This window comes from Streptomyces sp. M-16, assembly GCF_052114405.1.
Classification (GTDB): domain Bacteria; phylum Actinomycetota; class Actinomycetes; order Streptomycetales; family Streptomycetaceae; genus Streptomyces.
In genome coordinates, this window is sequence record NZ_JBFRER010000072.1 from 1 (window position 1) to 22,410 (window position 22,410).

Below are 22,410 nucleotides of genomic sequence, written 5' to 3' on the forward strand. Positions count from 1 at the left end.
GTCAACGGGGCGACCGCCAGCAGCAGCGGCCGGAACGCCAGGGCGGCCGCCGCCCGCAGCAGCCGGGCCAGGGCCCGCTCGCCGTGCCGCAGCCACGCGGCGGCCAGCAGCCCGACGCCGACGTGCCCGCCCAGCAGCAGCCAGGGCGTCCACGCCCCGGGGGCGGCCGGCAGGGCGGCGGGATCGCCGACGGGGCCGGCCACGGTGGTCAGCGAGCCGCCCACCGGGGTCCCGCCGCACAGCCCGTCCAGGCCCAGCGCGTGCAGCGGCCCGGAGACCGGCCCGCCCGCGGGGCCGTAGCAGACGCGCTGTCCGGCGGTGAAGACCGTGTCGGCGGCCAGTTCCAGCGGGACCAGCAGCCCGGCGATCGGTCCGAAGCCGCGCTCCCGGCCCGCCAGCGCGAACGCGATCGCGAAGACTCCCGCGAAGGCCCCGGCGGCCAGCAGGGGCGGCAGCGGGACCCGGGACAGGAGCACGTGGGAGCCCGCCGAGAGCAGCACGACGAGCGCGCTGAACAGCGCGGCGCGCAGTGCCCTCGGTCCTGCCCCTGATATGTCCATCGTCGCGAGTCTGCCATGCCTCCCTGTGAATCCAGGGCCCCGGGGCCGCCGCGGCACCGGACCTACGGCATGATCCGGCCGTTGCGGAACAGGTCCACGAAGATCTGGTGGTCGGCCCGCGCCCGGGCCCCGTAGGCGTGCGCGAAGTCCACCAGGAGCGTCGCGAAGCCCTCCTCGTCGGCGGCGATCGCCGCGTCGATGGCCCGCTCGGTGGAGAAGGGGACCAGGGAGTGGCCGCTCTCCGCGGCGTCGGCCGCCGCGTGCATGGTGGCCGTGGCCCGGCCCAGGTCCGCGACGACCGCCGCGATCTCCTCCGGGTCGTCCAGGTCGGACCAGTCCAGGTCCACCGCGTACGGGGAGACCTCCGCGACCAGCTGCCCGGCCCCGTCCAGCTCCGTCCAGCCCAGCCACGGGTCGGCGTGCGCCTGGAGGGCGCGCTGCGAGATCACCGTGCGGTGGCCCTCGTGCTCGAAGTACTCGCGCACCGCCCGGTCGGTGATGTGCCGGGACACGGCCGGGGTCTGCGCCTGCTTGAGGTAGATCACGACGTCGTTCTCCAGGGCGTCGCTGTGGCCCTCCAGCAGGATGTTGTACGAGGGCAGACCGGCCGAGCCGATGCCCACGCCCCGGCGGCCCACGACGTCCTTGACCCGGTAGGAGTCCGGGCGGACCAGGGACTCCTCGGGCAGGGTCTCCAGGTACCCGTCGAAGGCGGCCAGCACCTTGTACCGGGTGGCCGCGTCCAGCTCGATCGCGCCCCCGCCGTCGCTGAAGCGGCGCTCGTGGTCGCGGATCTCCGTCATCGAGTCCAGCAGGGAGAAACGGGTGCGGGCGCGGGCCGAGCGCAGGGCGGAGAGCAGCGCGCCCCCGGCGGTGTCCAGCGTGAAGGAGGGGACCTCCTCGTGCTTGGCCCCGGTCGCCAGGTGGTGGATGCGCTCGCGGTAGGCGTCCGCGTAGATCCGCACCAGCTCGCTGATCTGCGCGTCGCCGAGGGCCTTGGTGTAGCCGATCAGGGCGACGGAGGCGGCGAAGCGCTTCAGGTCCCAGGTGAAGGGGCCGACGTAGGCCTCGTCGAAGTCGTTGACGTTGAAGACGAGCCGGCCGTTGGAGTCCATGTACGTGCCGAAGTTCTCGGCGTGCAGGTCGCCGTGGATCCACACCCGGCCCGTCTGCTCGTCCAGGTACGGGCCGCCGTGCCGGTCGTGCTCCAGGTCGGCGTAGAAGAGGCAGGCGGTGCCCCGGTAGAAGGCGAAGGCCGAGGCCGCCATCTTCCGGAACTTGACCTGGAAGGCGGCGGGGTCGGCCGCGAGCAGCTCTCCGAACGCGGTGTCGAACACGTCGAGTATCTGCTCGGCGCGCTGCTCGTCGGTCGTCTCGGGTACCGCCATGGCGGATCCTCCTGATGGCGCTGGTCGATCACGTACGGGATCGCATTTCGGACAGGTGTCCTTGGGTCTGCAACGGATGAAGGTACCGGTCGGTGCCCCGTTTGTGTCAGCCGGGAGACGTAGGATTCAAAGCTGCCGCCCCTCTCTCCCCCCGGAGGCTCCCACCGTGACCAAGACGCCGTTCACGCACCTGCACGTCCACACCCAGTACTCGCTGCTGGACGGTGCCGCGCGGCTGAAGGACATGTTCAACGCGTGCAACGAGATGGGCATGACGCACATCGCGATGTCCGACCACGGCAACCTCCACGGGGCGTACGACTTCTTCCACACCGCCCAGAAGGCCGGGATCACCCCGATCATCGGCATTGAGGCATATGTCGCACCCGAGTCCCGGCGCAACAAGCGGCGCATCCAGTGGGGCCAGCCCCACCAGAAGCGCGACGACGTGTCCGGTTCCGGTGGCTACACCCACAAGACGATCTGGGCGGCGAACGCCACCGGCCTGCACAACCTCTTCCGGCTGTCCTCCGACGCCTACGCCGAGGGCTGGCTCACCAAGTGGCCCCGCATGGACAAGGAGACCATCAGCAAGTGGTCGGAGGGCCTGATCGCCTCCACCGGCTGCCCCTCCGGCGAGCTCCAGACGCGCCTTCGCCTCGGACAGTTCGACGAGGCCCTGAAGTCGGCCTCCGAGTACCAGGACATCTTCGGCAAGGACCGCTACTTCCTGGAGCTGATGGACCACGGCATCGAGATCGAGCGCCGCGTCCGCGACGGCCTCCTGGAGATCGGCAAGAAGCTCGGCATCCCGCCGCTGGTGACGAACGACTCCCACTACACCTACGCGAGCGAGGCCGGCGCCCACGACGCCCTGCTCTGCATCCAGACCGGCAAGAACCTCTCGGACCCCGACCGCTTCCGCTTCGACGGCACCGGCTACTACCTGAAGTCGACCGACGAGATGTACGCCATCGACTCCTCGGACGCCTGGCAGGAGGGCTGCGCCAACACGAAGCTGGTCGCGGACCAGGTCGACACCGAGGGCATGTTCAAGTTCCGGAACCTGATGCCGAAGTTCGACATCCCGGAAGGCCACACCGAGGTCAGCTGGTTCCGCGAGGAGACCATGCGCGGCATGCACCGCCGCTACCCCGGGGGCATCCCGGACGACCGGATGAAGCAGGCCGAGTACGAGATGGACACGATCATCTCGATGGGCTTCCCCGGCTACTTCCTCGTCGTCGCCGACTTCATCATGTGGGCCAAGAACCAGGGCATCGCGGTCGGCCCCGGCCGAGGCTCCGCGGCCGGCTCGATCGTCGCGTACGCCATGGGCATCACCGACCTCGACCCGATCACCCACGGCCTGATCTTCGAGCGCTTCCTGAACCCCGAGCGCGTCTCCATGCCCGACGTCGACATCGACTTCGACGAGCGTCGGCGCGTCGAGGTGATCAGGTACGTGACCGAGAAGTACGGCCAGGACAAGGTCGCCATGATCGGCACCTACGGCACCATCAAGGCCAAGAACGCGATCAAGGACTCCGCGCGCGTCCTCGGCTACCCGTACGCCATGGGCGACCGCCTCACCAAGGCCATGCCCGCCGACGTCCTCGGCAAGGGCATCCCGCTCTCCGGCATCCTCGACCCGCAGCACCCCCGCTACAGCGAGGCCGGCGAGATCCGCGGGATGTACGAGAACGAGCCGGACGTCAAGAAGGTCATCGACACCGCCCGCGGCGTGGAGGGCCTGGTCCGCCAGATGGGCGTGCACGCCGCCGGCGTGATCATGTCCAGCGAGACGATCACCGACCACGTGCCCGTCTGGGTCCGGCACACGGACCAGGTCACCATCACCCAGTGGGACTACCCGAGCTGCGAATCGCTCGGCCTGCTGAAGATGGACTTCCTCGGCCTGCGCAACCTCACGATCATGGACGACGCCGTCAAGATGGTGAAGGCCAACAAGGGGATCGACATCGACCTCCTGGCCCTCCCGCTCGACGACCCCAAGACCTTCGAACTGCTCGGCCGCGGCGACACCCTCGGCGTCTTCCAGTTCGACGGCGGGCCCATGCGCTCCCTGCTGCGCCTGATGAAGCCCGACAACTTCGAGGACATCTCCGCCGTCTCGGCCCTGTACCGGCCGGGCCCGATGGGCATGAACTCGCACACGAACTACGCCCTGCGCAAGAACAAGCAGCAGGAGATCACCCCGATCCACCCGGACCTGGAGAAGCCCCTCGAAGAGGTGCTCGCGGTCACCTACGGCCTGATCGTCTACCAGGAGCAGGTGCAGAAGGCCGCCCAGATCATCGCCGGGTACTCGCTCGGCGAGGCCGACATCCTGCGCCGCGTGATGGGCAAGAAGAAGCCCGAGGAGCTGGCGAAGAACTTCACGATCTTCCAGGAGGGCGCCCGGAAGAACGGCTACACCGACCAGGCCATCCAGGCCCTGTGGGACGTCCTGGTCCCCTTCGCCGGCTACGCCTTCAACAAGGCCCACTCGGCCGCGTACGGGCTCGTCTCCTACTGGACCGCCTACCTCAAGGCGAACTTCCCGGCCGAGTACATGGCGGGGCTCCTCACCTCGGTCAAGGACGACAAGGACAAGTCCGCGATCTATCTGAACGAGTGCCGGCGCATGGGCATCAAGGTGCTCCCGCCCAACGTCAACGAGTCCGAGCCGAACTTCGCCGCCCAGGGCGACGACGTGATCCTCTTCGGCCTCACCGCCGTGCGCAACGTCGGCCAGAACGTCGTCGAGTCGATCATCAAGACCAGGAAGAGCAAGGGGAAGTACTCCACCTTCCCCGACTTCCTGGACAAGGTCGAGGCCGTCGTCTGCAACAAGCGCACCGTCGAGTCGCTGATCAAGGCCGGCGCCTTCGACGAGATGGGCCACACCCGCAAGGGCCTGGTCGCCCACCACGAGTCGATGATCGACAACGTGGTCGCCGTCAAGCGCAAGGAGGCCGAGGGGCAGTTCGACCTCTTCGGCGGAATGGGTGACGAGGGCGCGAGCGACGAGCCCGGCTTCGGCCTCGACGTGGAGTTCTCCGACGTGGAGTGGGAGAAGTCCTACCTGCTCGCCCAGGAGCGCGAGATGCTCGGCCTCTACGTCTCCGACCACCCGCTCTTCGGCCTGGAGCACGTCCTCTCCGACAAGACCGACGCCGGGATCTCCCAGCTGACCGGCGGCGAGCACTCCGACGGAGCCGTCGTCACCATCGGCGGTATCATCTCCGGCCTCCAGCGCAAGATGACCAAGCAGGGCAACGCCTGGGCCATCGCCACCGTCGAGGACCTCGCCGGATCCATCGAGTGCATGTTCTTCCCCGCGACGTACCAGCTCGTCTCCACCCAGCTGGTCGAGGACACCGTCGTCTTCGTCAAGGGCCGCCTCGACAAGCGCGAGGACGTCCCCCGGCTCGTCGCCATGGAGATGATGGTCCCCGACCTCTCCTCCGCCGGGACCAACGCCCCCGTCGTCCTCACCATCCCGACCGTCAAGGTCACCCCGCCGATGGTGACCCGTCTGGGCGAGATCCTGCGCCACCACAAGGGCAACACCGAGGTGCGGATCAAGCTCCAGGGGCCGCGGACCACCACCGTGCTGCGCCTGGACCGGCACCGGGTCCAGCCCGACCCGGCGCTCTTCGGCGACCTCAAGGTGCTGCTCGGCCCCTCCTGCCTGGCCGGCTAGACCCGAGGGGGCCGCGGCCGTACGCGCGGACCCGCGGTCACGCGCGAGCGAGGGCGCGCCCGGAAATCCGGGCGCGCCCTCGCGCGTACCTGGGCGGCGGCCTCAGTTGTGGCCGAAGCGCTTCTGCTTGCCCTTGTGGGCCATGTCCAGCGGGCTCGGCGACTGGGAGGAGCGCTCGTCCGGCGCGGACTCCCTCGACGCCTTCGACGGATCCTGCGCCGACCGGGGCTGCTGCTTGGCCGGCTGCTTCTGGTTCTTGTTCTTGGCCATGGGATGCCTCCGTGGGGGTGTAGGGGCCGGGGCCGCCTTCACACTCACACACCCGCACAACCCACGCATTTTGGATCATTACTGCGCGTAGTGGAGCCCCGCGTCCGGCCCGCCGGGAGATCCGCCACGCCGATGATCCAGTTCCGGCCGTCAACACCCTTGCGGTCGGGCAGACTCGGGGAAAACCTAACGAGTACCCCCTGGGAACCCCACGGAAGAGGGTGGAACGCGTGGACCGCTGCGTCGTCCTGGTGGACGCCGGATACCTGCTCGGCGCCGCCGCGAGCCTCCTCGCCGGAGAGCCCTCCCGCTCCCGCATCACCGTCGACCACACCGCCCTCATCCAGGGCCTGCGCGAGCGGGCCGAGGCCGACACCGAGCAGCCCCTCCTGCGGATCTACTGGTTCGACGGGGCCCCCGACCGGGTGCCGCAGCCCGAACACCGCCGGCTGCGCGTCATGCCCCGGGTCACCGTCCGCCTCGGCGCCCTGACCCGCAGCGACGGCCGCTGGGCGCAGAAGGGGGTGGACGCCGCCATGCACGCCGAACTCACCGAACTCGCCCGCAACCGGGCCTGCTCCGACGTGGTCCTGGTGACCGGCGACGGCGACCTGCTCCCCGGGCTGATGTCCGCCAAGGAGCACGGGGTCGCCGTCCACCTGTGGGCCGTCCAGGCCGCCGACGGGGACTACAACCAGTCCGAGGACCTCGTCGCCGAAGCCGACGAACGCCGCGTCCTGGACCGGGCCTGGATCACCCGGGCCGTCCGCGCCCGCGACCTGGCCGGGCTCTGCCCGCCACCGCCCGCCCCGCGCCCCGAGATCGCCGCGATCCTCTCCGCGCCCCTGCCCGAGGCGGCCCTCGCCGAAGCCGCCCGCAACGGCAACGGCGCCGCCGCGGACACCGCCGACCGGGAAGCCCCCGGGAACCCCCCGAACGGAGCAGCACCCGTACCGGCGCCCGCGACCGAAGGCGCCAAGCCCGTCCCCACCCCCAAGGACCTCGCCTCGCTGCGCGCCCCCGGCCCGGCCCCGGCCGACCGGCAGGTCCAGAGCGCCCCGGCCCCGGCCGGCAGCGCCCTGCGCTGGTCCTCCGACCGGGGCTGGATCGACCGGGCCGGGCCGCTCGGCGAACCGGCGGAGACCGCCTCGCTGCCCACCCTCGCCCAGCTCACCAGCGCCGAACAGCGCTGGGCGGACCGCGAGGAGGACATCACCACCGTCGGCGGCGACCCGTTCGAGGTCGGCCAGGTGTTCGCCCGGCGCTGGATGGAACGCCTCCCGGAGACCGTCCACCTGCAGAAACTGGCCACCATGTACCCGCGCGTCCCGCACCGGATCGACGGGGAGCTGCTCCGCTACGCCGCCCGGTTCGGACTCCTGGCACACAAGGACGACCAGATCGACGAACACGACCGCTACGCCATCCGCGCCGGGTTCTGGCGCGAGATCGACGTCCGTGCGGCGGCCGAGCACGTCGGCGCCGCCCCGGGCCCGGCGGGTTCCCCGGCGCCCTCCGGCCCGCCGACCCCGGCGGCCGAGTAGGGGCGGAAGCCGCGTAGGCTGCTCCCTCGTGAGTACGGGCACAGCACAGGCAGGGCACCCCACGGCAGCGGCCGCCGGAACGGCTTCCGACGTGGTCTGCGCGGTGCGTGACCTGGTCAAGACGTACCCGGCGGTGCGCGGCCGGCGCGGGGCCCCCGCCCTGCCCGAGACCCGGGCCAACGACGGGATCTCCCTGGAGGTCCGGCGCGGCGAGATCTTCGGCCTGCTCGGCCCCAACGGCGCCGGCAAGTCCACCCTGGTCCGCCAGCTGACCGGGCTGATGCGGCCCGACGAGGGCGCCGTCACCCTGCTCGGCCACGACCTCGTACGCCACCCCGAGCGGGCCGCCCGCCTCCTGGCCTACCTCGGCCAGGAGTCCACCGCCCTCGACGAGCTCACCGTCTCCCTGGCCGCCGAGACCACCGGACGGCTCCGCGGACTCGGTGCGCGCGACGCGCGGACCGCGCGGGACGAGGTGCTGGAGGAACTGGGGCTGACCGCGATCGCCGGGCGCCCCCTGAAGAAGCTCTCCGGCGGCCAGCGCCGCCTCGCCTGCTTCGCGTCGGCCCTGGTCGGCGAGCGGCCCGTACTCGTCCTCGACGAGCCCACCACCGGCATGGACCCCCTCGCCCGGCGCGCCGTGTGGGCCGCCGTGGACCGGCGCCGTGAGCGCCACGGCGCCACCGTCCTGCTGGTCACCCACAACGTCATCGAGGCCGAGACCGTCCTCGACCGGGTCGCCGTCATCGACCAGGGCAAGGTCATCGCCTGCGACACCCCCGCCGGACTCAAGGCCCGTGTCTCCGACGAGGTCCGCCTGGAGCTGGTGTGGCGCACCGCCCCGCCGCTGGAGGTCCCCGAGGTCGCGGAGCTCGCCCCGCGGGCGGCCGAGTCCGGGCGGCGCTGGGTGCTGCGGCTGGCCCAGGACGAGGCCCGCGCCGCCGTCGCCGCGGTGACCGGCGGCCCGGCCTTCGCCGCCCTCGACGATTTCACGTTGGCCACGCCGAGCCTGGAGGACGTCTACCTCGCGCTGGGTGGACGGATGAAGGGTCTGGTCAAGTCGTGACCGACGTCGCTGCCGCGGTCCCCGGGGTGCTCGCGCCCCGCGCCCGCTTCTTCCCCGCGCTCGCCGCCGTCTACCGGGCGCAGCTGTCCCGGGCGCGCGTGGCGCGGATCCCGCTGCTGTTCGTGGCCACCTTCCAGTCCGTCGGGATCATGATCCTGATGCGGGGCGTGGTCGACGGGGGCGGCGGCTCCGAGGCGCGGGCCGTCGTCGCCGGCTCGTCCGTGCTGGTGGTCGCCTTCGTCGCGCTGAACCTGCTGGCGCAGTACTTCGGGCAGCTCCGGGCGAGCGGCGGGCTGGACCACTACGCCACCCTGCCGGTGCCGCCCGCCTCGGTGGTGCTGGGCGCGGCCGCCGCGTACGCGTCCTTCACCCTGCCGGGGACCCTGGTGACGGCCGTCTTCGGCTGCGTGCTGTTCGGGCTGCCGATGGGCGGGCTGTGGATCCTGGCCGCCGTGGTGCCGCTCGCCGGCGCCGCCCTCGCCGGGCTCGGCGCCGCGCTGGGGCTGCTCGCCCCGCGCCAGGAGCTGGCCACGCTGGCCGGGCAGCTGGGCATGTCGGCGGCGCTGCTGCTGGGGGTGCTGCCGCCGGAGCGGATGCCCGGCCCCGTCGTCTGGGCGCGGGACCTGCTGCCGTCCACCTACGGGGTGCAGGCCTTCGCGGAGACCTTCGCCCCGCACCCGCACTGGTCGGCGGTCGCCCTCGACCTCGGGGTGTGCGGGGCCGTCGGACTGCTGTCCCTGACCGTCGCGACCTGGGCCTACCGGCGGGCGGCGGTCCGCTGACGCCGTCGCCGGGCGTACCTGGCACGATGTGGGGGTGACCGAAGCCGTGACGCCGCCGTCGTCTCCCTCCGACCTCCCCGACCTCCCGAAGCCGGAGGCCGCCGTCACCCCGGCGGACATCCGTGACGGGGCCGCCGTCGCCCTCGTGGTGGGCGTGGCCGGGGTACTCCTCGGGCTGCTGTGGGTGTGGCTCGCGCCGCGCGTCCAGTACGTCTCCAACGGCGAGGCCGTCTTCCTGCGCGACACCGAGAGCGAGGCGCGGATCGGGGCCGACGGGACGTTCTTCCTGCTGGCGCTGGGGTTCGGCGTGCTGAGCGCGCTCGGCGTGTTCCTGTGGCGGCGGCGCGGTGGCGTACCCCTGGTGATCGGACTGGCCCTCGGGGCGGGCTTCGCCGCGCTGGTGGGGTGGCGGCTGGGGATGTGGCTCGGACCGGGCTCCGACGTGCCGGCGGCCGCCGCGAAGGCCGGCAAGGGGGTGCCGTTCGACGCGCCGCTGCAGGTGCTGGCGCACGGGGTGCTGCTGGTGTGGCCGATGACGGCCGTCGCCGTCCACCTCGGGCTGACCGCCCTCTGGGGGCCGCGGGACCCGTCGCCGTCCACCGAGTGGTACGGCGCGTACCCGCCGGAACACGTCCACGCGGAGCCGTCCCCTCCGCACCCGTCCCCTTCGGAAACTCCGCGCGCCGGTTCCTGACCTCCTCGCTTCCCGCGGGGAGGCCGGTTCCAAGACGGCCTAGGGGCGGGCGATGGCGGCCAGTGTGGCCGTGGTCAGCGCGGTGAGGGCGGTGGGGGAGAGTTCGACCTCCAGGCCCCGGCGGCCCGCCGAGACGCAGATCGTGGGGTGCGCGGAGGCCGACGCGTCCACCACCGTGCGCAGCCGCTTGCGCTGCCCCAGCGGGGAGATGCCGCCCCTGACGTAGCCCGTGGTGCGCTCCGCCAGCGCGGGGTCGGCCATCGCCGCCCGCTTCCCGCCCACCGCGCCCGCCAGGGCCTTCAGGTCCAGTGACCCCGAGACCGGGACCACCGCCACCGTGAGGACCCCGTCGACGTCCGCGACGAGCGTCTTGAAGACCCGGTCCGGGGAGACGCCCATGGCCTCGGCGGCCTCCTCCCCGTAGGAGGGGTGGGCCGGGTCGTGCTCGTAGGCGTGCGTGGTGAAGTCCACCCCGGCCGCGGTCAGGGCGACGATCGCCGGAGTGCCCGCCGTCTGCTGCTTCTGCTTCTTCGCCATGCCTTCAGTTCGGGCTCGTCGGGGCGCGGGTCAGGTCCACCGCGGGGAGGGACGGGAGGTGGCGGATCACCGCGGTCTCGGCGCGCAGCAGCTTCAGCTCCTCCGCCAGGCGCGTCGCGGTGTCCGGGGCCTGCAGGAGGCGCTGCTTGGCCGGGATGTCCAGCACGGCGGCGGCCGCCACCAGGTAGGAGACCACCGAGGGCTCGTCCGGCAGGTCCGGCGTCGAGGTCAGGGTGCGCTCGCGGGCCCCGGCCAGGCGCTTCTGGTAGCTGCGGAAGGCCCGCAGGACCCCCTCCGAGAGGGCGCCCGCGCCGTCGCCCGCGTCCTCCGCGAGCTCCTCCAGCTCGGCGACCAGGAACGGCCCGGACGCGTCGACCGACAGCAGCCGCACCCGCGTCGTGCCGGTGGCCAGCACCTCGAAGGTGCCGTCCTCCCGCTCCCGGATCGTCGCCGCGTCCGCGATGCAGCCCACCCGGTGGAACGCCTGGATCGGGTCCGCGCCGAAGCCCGCCGCGGGACCCCGCGCGGGCAGCGCCGTCGGGTCGGGCAGGCCGGGCGCGGTGGGGGCCACCTCCCGGCCGTCGCGGATCGCGACGACGGCGAACCGGCGCGGCTCGTCCTCCCCGGTCTTCAGCAGCTCGCGCATCATGGCGCGATACCGCTCCTCGAAGACGTTGAGCGGCAGCACGAGGCCCGGGAACAGAACCTGGTTCAGTGGGAAGAGGGGCAGGCGAACGGTGGTCACGAGGCACAGGGTAGTGGCCGGACGGCCCGGGCCGTCACCCCCGCCGCAGCAGCCGGGACGCGCCCGCGGCGACCGTCGTGGCCAGGATCCAGCCGAGCAGGACGAGGGCCGCCGCGGCCCATTGCCAGCCGCCCTGCACCTTCCACTGACCCTCCTGACCGAGATCGATCACCGGCAGCAGCAGATCGAGCGCGTACAGGGCGGCGTTCCACTGCGGATGCTCGTCCGCCTTGAGCGGTTCCGGCCGGTGGCCGGAGAAGAGCAGGGCGCCGGCCGCCCAGAGCACCGCCATCCACAGGGCCGCCCGCCCCGGCCGGTAGCCGTACACCACCGTCCAGTCCTGGACGTACCCCCAGGCCCTGGCCGCGGGCGGCAGGGTGCTCCGGCGCCGCCGGTGCTTGGCGACCAGCACCTCGCGGGCGTCCGCGTCCTCCCCGCCGTCCCGCAGCACGGCCGCGAGCCGCTCGTAGGGCTCCGGGGAGTACTCGGGGGTGGCCGCCGCCACCCAGTCGAGGCGGCGGGCGAGCGGGAAGTGGCCCCGCGGGGCGAGGTTCTCGTAGACGAAGCCCTCCATGGACAGGCGGCCGGGGCCGGGCCAGCTCGTGGAGCGGTCGACCAGCTTGACCACCTTCGCCCCCGACACCACCACCCTGCCCCGCTCCGGCGCCTCGCCGACGAAGCGGAGCTCCGGGGTCTGGATCCGCCGGAGCGAGACCTCCTGGTCGGGCCGGAGCTCGAAGCGGGCCCCGTAGAAGTCGACGGAGTCCCCGAAACGGCCGTCGTCCAGCCGCATCCCGCCCCCGCACTCGAAGTGCCGCTCCGGCCCTCCGCGCGTGGGGGTCTGGGCCCAGTCGTACGGGCGGGCCGGATCGGGAGCCTCGCGGGGCAGGCCGACGGAGGTCAGGTACAGGGTCCGTTCGACGGTCAGGGTCGGGGCGTTCAGCGCGCGCCGGCCGTACGGGTTGCGCAGCCGGGCCCCGCGCAGGCTCATCGAGGCGCCCACCTTCGCCCCGCGCAGGCTGACCTCCCCGTACGTCTCCACCATGTCGGCCTGGACGTCCTGCGCGACCGCCATCCCGTCGGCGGCGATCGCCCGCCCCCGGTTGTCCCGCTGGAAGACGGCCTGGCTGATCAGCAGGTCGGTGCCGATCTGCGCGTCGGTCAGCCGGATCCCCCGCGCCACCCGGCAGCGCGCCAGGTGCAGGTCCCCCTCGGTGTGCAGCCGGGCCGCCTCGATGCGGGGGACGGCGCAGTTGTCCAGCCGCAGGGTGCCGAAGCGGGTCTCGGAGAGCTGGATCTCGCCGTCGAAGCGGCACGCCCGGATCTCGACGTACGGGGGCACCGTGCCGCCCGAGAGGTCGAGGCGCCCGGTGATCTGCGCGCCGCGCAGCTTCAGGCATCCGACGCGGCCCGGGACGGGCTCGGGTCCGGCCAGCAGGAGCAGGGCGACGACCTCCGCCCGGACCCGGCGCTCGGGACCCCACTCCGCGTCGCCGTGCGGGTCGTCCAGCTCGGCCACCCGGGCACTGAGGTCACAGACGGTGCCCGCCCGGAAGGTCTGCCACATGCGGTGTTCGGCGTCGGTCAGGTCACCCGGTCGCCCGTCCACCTGCGTTTCGGTCATGGCAGCCCCCCGCTGTCACGTGCGTGTACGGGAAACGCTAAGGGGCGGCTGTGACATCCGGGACGTGTATCAGCCAGTGATACGGGCGAACGGTGGCGGGAGCCGGTCTGAGAGAATTGGGAGGTGATCTCTCGTATCGACCTGCGCGGTGACGCCCTCCCCGAGGGTGGCGCCCTGCGCGATCTGCTGCCCCGTGCCGAGTTCGACGTGGAAGCCGCACTGGAGAAAGTGCGGCCCATCTGCGAGGACGTCCATCATCGTGGCACGGCGGCGCTGATCGAGTACGCGCGGAAGTTCGACGGGGTGGAGCTGGAACGGGTCAGGGTGCCCGCCGAGGCGCTGAAGGCCGCCCTCGACGCGCTGGACCCGGCGGTCCGCGCCGCCCTGGAGGAGTCCATCCGGCGCGCCCGGATCGTGCACCGCAACCAGCGCCGCACCGAGCACACCACCCAGGTGGTCCCCGGCGGCACCGTGACCGAGAAGTGGGTGCCGGTCGAGCGCGTGGGCCTGTACGCCCCGGGCGGCCGCTCCGTGTACCCGTCCTCCGTCGTGATGAACGTCGTACCGGCCCAGGAGGCGGGCGTCGAGTCGATCGCGCTCGCGTCCCCGCCGCAGAAGCCCCGTTTCGAAGGAGACCCGGCCGGCGGGCTGCCGCACCCGACGATCCTCGCCGCGTGCGCGCTGCTCGGCGTGGACGAGGTGTACGCGGCCGGCGGCGCCGTCGCCGTCGCGATGTTCGCGTACGGCACGGAGGACTGCCTCCCGGTCAACATGGTCACCGGCCCCGGCAACATCTGGGTGGCCGCCGCCAAGCGCTACTTCACCGGGAAGATCGGCATCGACACCGAGGCCGGCCCCACCGAGATCGCGGTCCTCGCGGACTCCACGGCCGACCCGGTCCACGTCGCCGCCGACCTGATCAGCCAGGCCGAGCACGACCCGCTGGCCGCCGCCGTGCTCGTCACGGACTCCGAGGAGCTCGCGGCCGCCGTCGAGATGGAGCTGGAGCCGCAGGTCGCGGCCACCAAGCACGTCGAGGACCGGATCAGGCCCGCCCTCGCGGGCAAGCAGTCCGCGATCGTCCTGGTCGACAGCCTGGAGGACGGCCTCAAGGTCGTCGACGCGTACGGCGCCGAGCACCTGGAGATCCAGACCTCCGACGCCGCCGCGTGGGCCGCCCGCGTCCGCAACGCCGGCGCGATCTTCGTCGGCCCCTGGGCCCCGGTCTCCCTCGGCGACTACTGCGCCGGCTCGAACCACGTGCTGCCCACCGGCGGCTGCGCCTGCCACTCCTCCGGCCTGTCCGTGCAGTCCTTCCTGCGCGGCATCCACATCGTCGACTACACGCGGGACGCCCTCGCCGAGGTCACCCACCACGTGGTGACCCTCGCCGAGGCCGAGGACCTGCCCGCGCACGGCGCGGCCCTCAAGGCCCGCTTCGGATGGAAGGTGCCCACCCAGTGAGTTTCGGGATCGACGACCTCCCCATCCGGGACGAACTGCGCGGAAAGAGCCCGTACGGCGCCCCCCAGCTCGACGTACCCGTCCAGCTGAACACCAACGAGAACCCGTACGAGCTCCCCGAGGAGCTGGTCCGGCGCATCGCCGAGCGGGTGGCCGACGCCGCCCGCACCCTCAACCGCTACCCCGACCGCGACGCGGTCGAGCTGCGCACGGAACTGGCCGCCTACCTCACCCGTACCGGCAAGCACCCCGTCGCCAAGGAGAACGTCTGGGCCGCCAACGGCTCCAACGAGGTCATCCAGCAGCTGCTCCAGACCTTCGGCGGCCCCGGGCGCACCGCGATCGGCTTCGAGCCCTCGTACTCGATGCACGCGCTGATCGCCCGCGGCACGGGCACGGGCTGGATCTCCGGCCCGCGCCGGGACGACTTCACCATCGACGTGGCCGCCGCCGAGCAGGCCATCGCTTCGAGCGCCCCCGACGTCGTCTTCATCACCTCGCCCAACAACCCCACCGGCACCGCGGTCGAGGCCGAGACGGTCCTCGCCCTGTACGAGGCCGCGCAGGCGGCCAAGCCGTCCCTGGTCGTCGTGGACGAGGCGTACGTGGAGTTCAGCCACCGGGACTCGCTCCTGCCGCTGATCGAGGGCCGCCCCAACCTGGTGGTCTCCCGGACCATGTCCAAGGCCTTCGGCGCCGCCGGCCTGCGCCTGGGCTACCTGGCCGCGCACCCCGCCGTGGTCGACGCCGTCCAGCTGGTGCGCCTGCCGTACCACCTGTCGGCCGTCACCCAGGCGACCGCACTGGCCGCCCTGGAGCACACCGACACCCTGCTCGGCTACGTCGAGCAGCTCAAGGCCGAACGGGACCGCCTCGTCACCGAGCTGCGGGCCATCGGCTACGAGGTCACCGAGTCCGACGCGAACTTCATCCAGTTCGGGAAGTTCGACGACTCGCACACCGCCTGGCAGAAGATCCTCGACCAGGGCGTCCTGGTCCGGGACAACGGCGTACCGGGCTGGCTGCGGGTCTCCGCCGGCACCCCGGCCGAGAACGACGCGTTCCTGGAAGCGGTTCGCGCACTGAAGAAGGAGCAGCAGGCATGAGCCGCATCGGACGGGTCGAACGGACCACGAAGGAGACCTCGGTCCTCGTCGAGATAAACCTCGACGGCACCGGCAAGGTCGACGTCTCGACCGGCGTGGGCTTCTACGACCACATGCTCGACCAGCTCGGCCGCCACGGACTCTTCGACCTCACCGTCAAGACCGACGGCGACCTGCACATCGACAGCCACCACACCATCGAGGACACCGCCCTCGCGCTCGGCGCCGCCTTCAAGCAGGCCCTCGGCGACAAGGTCGGCATCTACCGCTTCGGCAACTGCACCGTGCCGCTCGACGAGTCCCTGGCCCAGGTGACCGTCGACCTGTCCGGCCGCCCGTACCTCGTGCACACCGAGCCCGAGAACATGGCGCCGATGATCGGCGAGTACGACACGACGATGACCCGGCACATCTTCGAGTCCTTCGTGGCGCAGGCCCAGATCGCCCTGCACATCCACGTCCCGTACGGCCGCAACGCCCACCACATCGTGGAGTGCCAGTTCAAGGCCCTGGCCCGGGCCCTGCGCTACGCCGCGGAGTTCGACCCGCGCGCCGCCGGGATCCTGCCCTCCACGAAGGGCGCCCTCTAGCCGTGAACGGCCTCAACACCATCCTGATCGTCCTCGGCCTTTTCCTGGCCGGGGGCGTCTACTCCTTCCAGAAGCAGAAGATGCCCAAGTCGGTGATCATTCTGCTCGCCCTCGGCTCCGTGATGTGCCTCGCGGCGGGAGTCCTGCGAATCCAAGGAATCTGGGAATGAGCGCAGCAAAGAACGTCGTCGTCTTCGACTACGGCTTCGGCAACGTCCGCTCCGCCGAGCGGGCCCTCGCCCGCGTCGGCGCCGACGTCGAGATCACCCGCGACTACGACAAGGCGATGGACGCCGACGGCCTCCTGGTCCCCGGCGTCGGTGCCTTCTCGGCCTGCATGCAGGGCCTCAAGGACGCCCGCGGCGACTGGATCATCGGCCGCCGCCTCTCCGGCGGCCGCCCGGTCATGGGCATCTGCGTCGGCATGCAGATCCTCTTCGAGCGCRGCATCGAGCACGGGGTGGAGACCGAGGGCCTCGACGAGTGGCCCGGCACGGTCGRCCCGCTCAAGGCCCCCGTCGTCCCCCACATGGGCTGGAACACCGTGGACGCGCCCGCCGACAGCCAGGCCTTCGCCGGGCTCGACGCCGACGCCCGCTTCTACTTCGTCCACTCCTACGCGGCGCACGAATGGAGCCTGGAGGTCACCAACCCGGCCATCCGCGCGCCCAAGGTCACCTGGGCCACCCACGGCCGTCCCTTCGTCGCGGCCGTGGAGAACGGAGCCCTGTGGGCCACCCAGTTCCACCCCGAGAAGTCCGGTGACACCGGTGCCCAGCTGCTCACCAACTGGATCGAGACCCTCTGATGAAGACGCTTGAGCTCCTCCCCGCGGTCGACGTCCGCGACGGCCAGGCCGTGCGCCTCGTCCACGGCGTCTCCGGCAGCGAGACCTCCTACGGCTCCCCGCTGGAGGCGGCCCTCGCCTGGCAGCGCTCCGGCGCCGAATGGCTGCACCTCGTCGACCTGGACGCCGCCTTCGGCACCGGTGACAACCGCGCCCTGGTCGCCGAGATCACCCGCGCCATGGACATCAAGGTCGAGCTGTCCGGCGGCATCCGCGACGACGCCACGCTCGCCGCGGCCCTCGCCACCGGCTGCACCCGCGTGAACCTCGGCACCGCCGCCCTGGAGACCCCCGAGTGGGCCGCCAAGGCCATCGCCGAGCACGGCGACAAGATCGCCATCGGACTGGACGTGCGCGGCACCACCCTCAAGGGCCGCGGCTGGACCAGCGAGGGCGGCGACCTCTACGAGACCCTCGCCCGCCTGGACTCCGAGGGCTGTGCCCGCTACGTCGTCACCGACATCGGCAAGGACGGCACCCTCACCGGCCCCAACCTGGAGCTGCTGAAGAACGTCTGCGCCGCCACCGACCGCCCCGTCGTCGCCTCCGGCGGCATCTCCAGCCTGGACGACCTGCGCGCGCTCTCCGCGCTGGTCCCCGAGGGCGTCGAGGGCGCGATCGTCGGCAAGGCCCTGTACGCCAAGGCCTTCACCCTGGAAGAAGCCCTGAAGGTGGTCTCCGCATGAGCTCCGCAGACGTACGCCGCATCTCCTCCGGCGGCCCCTACGAGGACGTCATCGGCTACTCGCGCGCCGTCGCCCTCCCCAACGGCCTCGTCCTCGTCTCCGGCTGCACCGCGGCCGACGCGGGCGGCCCGTACGACCAGGCCGTCAAGGCCTTCGAGGTCGCCTTCAAGGCGCTCGCCGAGGCCGGGCTCGGCCCCGAGGACGTCGTCCGCACCCGGATGTACCTCACGCACGCCCGGGACGTGGACGAGGTGGGCCGCGCCCACAAGGCCTTCTTCGACACCGTCCGCCCCGCCGCCTCGATGATCATCGTGTCCGGTTTCGTCGACCCGTCGATGGTCGTCGAGGTGGAGGTCGAGGCGTACAAGGCGGTGGCCGGATGAGCCTCGCCGTACGCGTGATCCCCTGCCTGGACGTGGACAACGGCCGGGTCGTCAAGGGCGTCAACTTCCAGAACCTGCGCGACGCCGGAGACCCGGTGGAGATGGCCAAGCTGTACGACGCCGAGGGCGCCGACGAGCTGACCTTCCTGGACATCACCGCCTCCTCCGGCAACCGCGAGACCACCTACGACGTGGTCCGCCGTACCGCCGAGCAGGTCTTCATCCCCCTCACGGTGGGAGGCGGCGTCCGCACGGCGGACGACGTCGACAAGCTGCTGCGGGCCGGCGCGGACAAGGTGGGCGTGAACACGGCCGCCATCGCCCGCCCGGAGCTGATCCAGGAGATCGCGGAACGCTTCGGCCGGCAGGTCCTGGTGCTGTCCGTCGACGCCCGCCGCACGGCCTCCGGCTCCTTCGAGGTCACCACCCACGGCGGCCGCCGGGGCACCGGCATCGACGCCGTCGAGTGGGCCCACCGGGCCGCCGAACTCGGCGCCGGGGAGATCCTCCTCAACTCGATGGACGCCGACGGCACGAAGGACGGCTACGACACCGAGATGATCGCGGCGGTCCGCGAGCACGTCACGGTCCCGGTGATCGCCTCCGGCGGCGCCGGCAGGCTGGAGCACTTCCCGCCGGCCATCGCGGCGGGTGCCGATGCGGTGCTCGCGGCCTCGGTGTTCCACTTCGGCGACCTGCGGATCGCCGAGGTCAAGTCCGCCCTCCGCGAAGCGGGCCACCCGGTCCGCTGATCCCGCCCCGTGCCCCGCCGCCCGATCGCCGGCGGGGCCGGGTCCGGCGGCGTCAGATGCCCAGTTGCGCCCGCGTCAGGCGCGACACCGCTTCCTTCTCGCCCTCCAGTTCCACCGCCGCCGCGTTCTGCCGCCCGAAGCAGAACAGCGTCAGTTCGCCCGGTTCCCCGGTGACCGTCACCACCGGCACCCCCTTGTGCGCCACCGCCGTCCGCCCGTCCGGGCGTCGCAGGACCAGCCCGACCGGGGAGCGCCGGCCGGTGAGGCGGGCCAGTTTCTCCAGGCGGGACCAGAGCGCGTCCGAGAACACCGGGTCCAGCGTCCGGGGCGACCAGTCCGGCTGCGCGCGCCGCACGTCCTCGGCGTGGACGTAGAACTCCACCGCGTTGGCGGCCTCGTCGATCTGCTTCAGCGAGTACACCGACATCCGCGGCGGCCCCGTCCGGATCAGCTGGATGAGCTCCTCGTACGGCTTGGCCGCGTACTCCGCCATCGCCCGGTCCAGGCGGGCCTTGAGCGCGTTCAGCAGCAGACCGCCCGCCGCGTCCGGGCGCCGCTCCCGGACCACCACGTGCGCCGCGAGCTCCCGCGCCCGCCAGCCTTCGCACAGCGTCGGCGCCTCAGGCCCGGCCGCTTCCAACAGGTCCGCCAGCAGCAGGCGTTCACGCTTCGCATGGGTAGACATGCGCGACAGCCTACGGCCGGATACCGCCCCGCGCGTGCCCATCAGGCGGACAGTGATCCGTTCCGGCCCCCATCACGCGGCACAATGGCCCGCATGAGTACGTCCTCACTCGATCCCGCCATCGCCGCCCGCCTCAAGCGCTCCGCGGACGGTCTGGTACCGGCCATCGCCCAGCAGTACGACACCGGCGAGGTGCTCATGCTCGGCTGGATGGACGACGAGGCCCTGCACCGGACCCTGACCACCGGCCGCTGCACGTACTGGTCCCGCAGCCGCCGGGAGTACTGGGTCAAGGGGGACACTTCCGGCCACGTCCAGCACGTGAAGTCGGTGGCCCTCGACTGCGACGCGGACACCGTGCTCGTCAAGGTCGACCAGGTCGGCGCCGCCTGCCACACCGGCGCCCGCACGTGTTTCGACGCCGATGTCCTTCCGCTGGCCGCCGAATAGCTAGGTAGGTTCCCACGCCATGGATCTTGAGACGTTTCGCAAGCTCGCGGCCGACCGCCGCGTCATCCCCGTGAGCCGCCGACTCCTGGCCGACGGGGACACCCCCGTCGGGCTCTACCGGAAGCTGGCAGCCGAACGCCCGGGCACCTTCCTCCTCGAATCCGCCGAGAACGGCCGCTCCTGGTCCCGCTACTCCTTCGTCGGCGTCCGCAGCGCCTCCACCCTGACCGTCAAGGACGGCCAGGCGCACTGGATCGGCACCCCGCCCGTCGGCGTCCCCACGGACGGCGACCCGCTGCAGGCGCTGCGCGCCACCGTCGAGGCCCTGCACACCCCCCGCGACCTCGCGGGCGGGATGCCCCCCTTCACCGGCGGCATGGTCGGCTACCTCGGCTACGACATCGTCCGCCGGCTGGAGCGCATCGGTGAGCACACCTCCGACGACCTGCGGCTCCCCGAGCTCACCATGCTGCTCACCTCCGACCTGGCGGTCCTCGACCACTGGGACGGCACGGTCCTGCTGATCGCCAACGCGATCAACCACAACGCGCTCGACACCGGCGCCGACGAGGCCTACGCGGACGCCGTCGCCCGCCTCGACGCGATGGAGGCGGACCTCGCCCGGCCCGCGCCCTACGTACCGGCCCCCCTCCCGGATTCCGAGCTGCCCGCCTTCGAGGCGCTCTGGGGCGGAGAGCAGTTCCAGGCCGCCGTCGAGGACGTCAAGGAACGCATCCGGGCCGGCGAGGCCTTCCAGGTGGTGCCCTCGCAGCGGTTCGAGACCCCCTGCAGCGCCTCCGCGCTGGACGTGTACCGGGTCCTGCGGGCCACGAACCCGTCCCCGTACATGTACCTCTTCCGCTTCGAGAACGGCTTCGACGTCGTCGGGTCCAGCCCCGAGGCGCTGGTCAAGGTCGAGGACGGGCGGGCCATGGTCCACCCCATCGCCGGCACCCGCCACCGCGGCGCGACCCCGCAGCGGGACAACGAGCTCGCCGAGGAGCTGCTGGCCGACCCCAAGGAGCGGGCCGAGCACCTGATGCTCGTCGACCTCGGCCGCAACGACCTGGGCCGGGTCTGCGAGCCGGGCTCGGTCGAGGTCGTGGACTTCATGAGCATCGAGCGCTACTCGCACGTCATGCACATCGTCTCCACCGTCACCGGGCGGGTCGCGGAGGGCAAGACCGCCTTCGACGTGCTCACCGCCTGCTTCCCGGCCGGCACCCTCTCGGGCGCCCCCAAGCCGCGCGCCATGCAGATCATCGAGGAGCTGGAGCCCTCCCGCCGGGGCCTCTACGGCGGGTGCGTCGGCTACCTCGACTTCGCGGGCGACTCCGACACGGCGATCGCCATCCGCACCGCCCTGCTGCGCGACGGGACGGCGTACGTGCAGGCCGGAGCGGGTGTGGTCGCGGATTCGGTGCCGGAGCTGGAGGACCTGGAGTGCCGCAACAAGGCGGCCGCCGTGCTCCGCGCCGTGGGAGCGGCGAACCGCCTCCACCACGGCTGAGGGCGTAGGGGATAGTGGGGTACGTGAGTGCCGTACCCCCACCCCCCGCCGCCCCCGCCGACGCCGAGGCCCCCGAGGCCGGGAGYGCCCGCCRCAGCGTGGCCGTCGCCCTGCTGCTCGGCGCGCTCGGCGCCACCGTCGTCCTGCTCGCCTCCGGCCGCGTCTGGGCCCGGGGCAGCGCCGCCGTGGGAGGCGGCTCGCTCCCGCTGACGGCGGACGGGCGGGCCGTCACGGGCCTGCCCGCGGCCCTGGCCATCGTCGGCCTCGCGGCCCTGGTGGCGGTGTTCGCCGTACGGGGCCGCGGGCGGCTGCTGGTGTCCGTCCTGCTCGCGCTGAGCGGCCTCGGCGGGGCGCTGTCCGCGGTGGCCGCCGCCGACGACCACCGGGCGCTCGACGAGCGGGCCGTCACCGCCAYGGCCGACACCGCCGCCCGGGCGGTCGGGCTGACCCATACGGCCTGGCCGTACATCACGGCCGCCGGCGCGGTCCTGATCCTGCTCGCCGGGCTCCTCGCGGTCCGCTTCGGCCGCGGCTGGCCCGCCATGGGCGGCCGCTACGAGCGCGACGGCAGCCCGCGCCACAGGACGCCCGCGGCGGTGGACCCGGACCGGCCGGAGGACCTGTGGAAGGCTCTGGACCGGGGCGAGGACCCCACCCACTAAGACCCACCCAGTGGAGAATCCGCACGCCCCGTGCGGGACAATGACAGTGAGCGTGCGTACCGCACGTGCGACAGAGCAACGAGGAGCAACTCATGGCGGGCACGAGCCACGGACACACCCCGGCCGCCTGGACCGGTGTCATCATCGCCTTCATCGGTTTCTGCGTCTCCGGCGCCTTCATGGTGCTGGCGAACCCCCTCGGGTTCTGGGCGGGTCTCGTCGTCGTCGCGCTCGGCGGAGTCGTCGGTCTCGCGATGCGGGCCGCGGGCATGGGTGCGCCGAAGGCCGCCCACCGCGACCTCGCCGAGGTCATCGCCGCCAACCGCGTTCCCGCCAAGGTCTGAGCGCGGTTCCCG

24 protein-coding genes are annotated in these 22,410 nt (G+C 72.4%); 17 read left to right on the forward strand and 7 right to left on the reverse strand.

All coding sequences use genetic code 11. The features are described 5' to 3' along the window. Together AB4039_RS27550 and AB4039_RS27555 are read right to left on the reverse strand one after the other, a co-directional pair. Positions 1-560: hypothetical protein (locus tag AB4039_RS27550; protein WP_442272062.1), on the reverse strand; the 560-nt coding region annotated here is incomplete at its 3' end. A 62-nt stretch (positions 561-622) separates the two neighbouring features. Beyond that, the gene (locus tag AB4039_RS27555; protein WP_266838556.1) at positions 623-1,948 is read right to left on the reverse strand and encodes a DUF2252 domain-containing protein; all 1,326 of its coding nucleotides are present in this window, start codon (positions 1,946-1,948) and stop codon (positions 623-625) included. A gap of 166 nt (positions 1,949-2,114) precedes the next feature. Between AB4039_RS27555 and dnaE the strand changes: the two genes are divergently transcribed. After that, positions 2,115-5,657: a DNA polymerase III subunit alpha gene (gene dnaE / locus AB4039_RS27560; RefSeq protein ID WP_266838555.1), complete on the forward strand. Its 3,543-nt coding sequence runs from the start codon at positions 2,115-2,117 to the stop codon at positions 5,655-5,657. Between the two features lie 102 nt (positions 5,658-5,759). Here dnaE and AB4039_RS27565 read toward each other — a convergent pair whose 3' ends face one another. Beyond that, entirely contained in the window at positions 5,760-5,927 is a 168-nt protein-coding gene (locus AB4039_RS27565) for a hypothetical protein (protein ID WP_266838554.1), read from the reverse strand. Between the two features lie 221 nt (positions 5,928-6,148). On the opposite strand from AB4039_RS27565, the gene AB4039_RS27570 reads away from it, so the two are divergent. The 4 genes from AB4039_RS27570 to AB4039_RS27585 are packed head-to-tail and all read left to right on the forward strand — an operon-like array spanning position 6,149 to position 10,013. Next, complete coding sequence (locus AB4039_RS27570) at positions 6,149-7,471, forward strand: NYN domain-containing protein (RefSeq protein WP_266838553.1); 1,323 nt, start codon at positions 6,149-6,151, stop codon at positions 7,469-7,471. A 28-nt stretch (positions 7,472-7,499) separates the two neighbouring features. Next, entirely contained in the window at positions 7,500-8,537 is a 1,038-nt protein-coding gene (locus tag AB4039_RS27575; protein WP_442272063.1) for an ABC transporter ATP-binding protein, read from the forward strand. Next, positions 8,534-9,319: an ABC transporter permease gene (locus tag AB4039_RS27580; protein ID WP_266838551.1), complete on the forward strand. Its 786-nt coding sequence runs from the start codon at positions 8,534-8,536 to the stop codon at positions 9,317-9,319. The genes AB4039_RS27575 and AB4039_RS27580 overlap by 4 nt, the downstream gene beginning before the upstream one ends. Before the next feature lie 28 nt (positions 9,320-9,347). Then, complete coding sequence (locus AB4039_RS27585) at positions 9,348-10,013, forward strand: hypothetical protein (RefSeq protein WP_442272064.1); 666 nt, start codon at positions 9,348-9,350, stop codon at positions 10,011-10,013. Positions 10,014-10,052: 39 nt separating this feature from the next. On the opposite strand, the gene ybaK is transcribed toward AB4039_RS27585, so the two are convergent. The 3 genes from ybaK to AB4039_RS27600 are packed head-to-tail and all read right to left on the reverse strand — an operon-like array spanning position 10,053 to position 12,919. Beyond that, positions 10,053-10,550, reverse strand: coding sequence for a Cys-tRNA(Pro) deacylase (gene ybaK, locus AB4039_RS27590; protein ID WP_442272065.1), 498 nt, complete (start codon positions 10,548-10,550; stop codon positions 10,053-10,055). Between the two features lie 4 nt (positions 10,551-10,554). After that, positions 10,555-11,295, reverse strand: a complete 741-nt coding sequence (locus tag AB4039_RS27595; RefSeq protein ID WP_266838548.1) for an LON peptidase substrate-binding domain-containing protein — start codon at positions 11,293-11,295, stop codon at positions 10,555-10,557. 34 nt (positions 11,296-11,329) lie between these two features. Next, entirely contained in the window at positions 11,330-12,919 is a 1,590-nt protein-coding gene (locus AB4039_RS27600) for an oxidoreductase (protein WP_266838547.1), read from the reverse strand. Between the two features lie 123 nt (positions 12,920-13,042). Here AB4039_RS27600 and hisD point away from each other — a divergent pair, with 123 nt between their 5' ends. Genes hisD through hisF form a run of 8 tightly spaced genes read left to right on the forward strand, consistent with a single transcriptional unit; the run spans position 13,043 to position 18,747 of the window. Further along, positions 13,043-14,383: a histidinol dehydrogenase gene (hisD, locus tag AB4039_RS27605; protein WP_442272066.1), complete on the forward strand. Its 1,341-nt coding sequence runs from the start codon at positions 13,043-13,045 to the stop codon at positions 14,381-14,383. Further along, positions 14,362-15,489, forward strand: a complete 1,128-nt coding sequence (locus AB4039_RS27610; RefSeq protein ID WP_442272067.1) for a histidinol-phosphate transaminase — start codon at positions 14,362-14,364, stop codon at positions 15,487-15,489. Before hisD ends, AB4039_RS27610 begins: the two co-directional genes overlap by 22 nt. Then, positions 15,486-16,079, forward strand: a complete 594-nt coding sequence (gene hisB / locus AB4039_RS27615; RefSeq protein WP_030155936.1) for an imidazoleglycerol-phosphate dehydratase HisB — start codon at positions 15,486-15,488, stop codon at positions 16,077-16,079. The genes AB4039_RS27610 and hisB overlap by 4 nt, the downstream gene beginning before the upstream one ends. A gap of 2 nt (positions 16,080-16,081) precedes the next feature. After that, on the forward strand, positions 16,082-16,249 hold the full coding sequence (locus AB4039_RS27620) for a hypothetical protein (RefSeq protein ID WP_266838544.1): 168 nt from the start codon (positions 16,082-16,084) through the stop codon (positions 16,247-16,249). Further along, positions 16,246-16,887 carry an imidazole glycerol phosphate synthase subunit HisH gene (gene hisH, locus AB4039_RS27625; RefSeq protein WP_442272068.1) on the forward strand — a complete coding sequence of 214 codons (642 nt, stop codon included), beginning with the start codon at positions 16,246-16,248 and terminating at the stop codon, positions 16,885-16,887. Before AB4039_RS27620 ends, hisH begins: the two co-directional genes overlap by 4 nt. Further along, positions 16,887-17,612, forward strand: coding sequence for a bifunctional 1-(5-phosphoribosyl)-5-((5-phosphoribosylamino)methylideneamino)imidazole-4-carboxamide isomerase/phosphoribosylanthranilate isomerase PriA (gene priA, locus AB4039_RS27630; protein ID WP_266838542.1), 726 nt, complete (start codon positions 16,887-16,889; stop codon positions 17,610-17,612). The genes hisH and priA overlap by 1 nt, the downstream gene beginning before the upstream one ends. Further along, a complete protein-coding gene (locus tag AB4039_RS27635) occupies positions 17,609-17,995 on the forward strand; it encodes a RidA family protein (RefSeq protein ID WP_266838541.1) in 387 nt (128 codons plus the stop codon). The genes priA and AB4039_RS27635 overlap by 4 nt, the downstream gene beginning before the upstream one ends. Beyond that, positions 17,992-18,747 (forward strand): imidazole glycerol phosphate synthase subunit HisF, encoded by a 756-nt coding sequence (gene hisF / locus AB4039_RS27640; protein ID WP_266838540.1) that lies wholly within the window; start codon positions 17,992-17,994, stop codon positions 18,745-18,747. The genes AB4039_RS27635 and hisF overlap by 4 nt, the downstream gene beginning before the upstream one ends. 52 nt (positions 18,748-18,799) lie before the next feature. Here hisF and AB4039_RS27645 read toward each other — a convergent pair whose 3' ends face one another. Next, positions 18,800-19,432: a TIGR03085 family metal-binding protein gene (locus tag AB4039_RS27645; RefSeq protein WP_266838539.1), complete on the reverse strand. Its 633-nt coding sequence runs from the start codon at positions 19,430-19,432 to the stop codon at positions 18,800-18,802. Positions 19,433-19,516: 84 nt separating this feature from the next. Here AB4039_RS27645 and hisI point away from each other — a divergent pair, with 84 nt between their 5' ends. The 4 genes from hisI to AB4039_RS27665 all read left to right on the forward strand — a co-directional run bounded on the left by hisI (position 19,517) and on the right by AB4039_RS27665 (position 22,398). Next, positions 19,517-19,882: a phosphoribosyl-AMP cyclohydrolase gene (hisI, locus tag AB4039_RS27650; RefSeq protein ID WP_266838538.1), complete on the forward strand. Its 366-nt coding sequence runs from the start codon at positions 19,517-19,519 to the stop codon at positions 19,880-19,882. Positions 19,883-19,901: 19 nt separating this feature from the next. Next, positions 19,902-21,392: an anthranilate synthase component I gene (locus AB4039_RS27655; protein WP_266838537.1), complete on the forward strand. Its 1,491-nt coding sequence runs from the start codon at positions 19,902-19,904 to the stop codon at positions 21,390-21,392. A gap of 14 nt (positions 21,393-21,406) precedes the next feature. Next, positions 21,407-22,054, forward strand: a complete 648-nt coding sequence (locus tag AB4039_RS27660) for a TIGR02234 family membrane protein (protein WP_442272069.1) — start codon at positions 21,407-21,409, stop codon at positions 22,052-22,054. 92 nt (positions 22,055-22,146) lie between these two features. Continuing rightward, positions 22,147-22,398 carry an HGxxPAAW family protein gene (locus AB4039_RS27665; RefSeq protein WP_266838535.1) on the forward strand — a complete coding sequence of 84 codons (252 nt, stop codon included), beginning with the start codon at positions 22,147-22,149 and terminating at the stop codon, positions 22,396-22,398. The last annotated feature ends 12 nt before the right edge of the window (positions 22,399-22,410 follow it).